Consider the following 1,073-nt stretch of genomic DNA (forward strand, 5'->3'; position numbering starts at 1 on the left):
CAGTTCGCCTGATGTGATCCTGGGCGTCGACACACACAAGGACATCCATGTCGCCGCCGTCATCAGCATTCACGGCGTCTTCCTCGGTAGTCGCAGTTTCCCCACCACCGCCGAGGGCTACCGCGAGCTGCTGGACTGGGCCACGGCGCTGGGCCGGGTGCGGCAGGCCGGAGTGGAGGGCACCCATTCCTATGGCGCCGCGCTGACTCGTCATCTGCTGGGCGCCGGGATCGGTGTCATCGAGGTCAACCAGCCGGACAAAGCCCACCGGCGGCGCCGTGGCAAGACCGATGCCATCGACGCCGAAGCAGCAGCCCGAGCGGTCCTGTCCGGCCGAGCTACTGCCGTCGCCAAGGCCGGCGACGGTCACGTGGAACGGATCCGCCTGTTCAAGCTGGCCAAAGCCTCGGCCATCAAGTCACGGGCGCAGGCGATCAACCAGCTCAAGGCCATCCTCGTCGGCGCCGACCCGGCCCTGCGCGACTCGATGACCGGAATCAGCAACCCCAAACTCGTCCGTCGGTGCGCCGGCCTCGCCCCGGACCAGCCCGACACACCAGCGGCGGCCGCCGCATACACCCTGCGACTGCTGGCTCGCCGGATCATCGAGCTCACCTGCGAGGTCGATGACCTCAACCAGCGGATCACCGATGCCATCAACGCCCACACACCCGAACTGCTGCAGCGATACGGCGTCGGCCCCGACACCGCCGCAGCGCTGCTCCTGGCCGCCGGCGACAACCCACACCGGCTCACCAATGAAGCGTCTTTCGCGGCACTCTGCGGAGCAAGTCCTATCGAGATGTCTTCCGGCAAGACTCAACGACGCAGGCTCAACCGAGGCGGCGACCGTCAAGCCAACTCCGCCCTTTACATGATCGTCATCGCACGACTTCGCTGGGATCCGCGCACCCGCGCCTACATCGACCGACGCGTCTGCGAAGGCAAGACCAGGCGCGAAGCGATCCGCTGCCTGAAACGCTATGTCGCGCGAGAGCTCTTCAACCTCATCGCCCAGGCCACGCAGCACACTGGTCTGCCAGCGATCGCTTGACATCGATAGGGGCATCAAG

1 protein-coding gene is annotated in these 1,073 nt (G+C 66.4%); it reads left to right on the forward strand.

Annotated features, from left to right (window positions below; translation table 11 throughout):
• Window positions 1–1,054: IS110 family transposase (locus ACLJQM_RS48185; RefSeq protein WP_410636678.1), on the forward strand; the 1,054-nt coding region annotated here is incomplete at its 5' end.
• Window positions 1,055–1,073: the final 19 nt, after the last annotated feature.

This window comes from Amycolatopsis sp. cmx-4-83 (genome assembly GCF_046548815.1).
Classification (GTDB): Bacteria; Actinomycetota; Actinomycetes; order Mycobacteriales; family Pseudonocardiaceae; genus Amycolatopsis; species Amycolatopsis pretoriensis_A.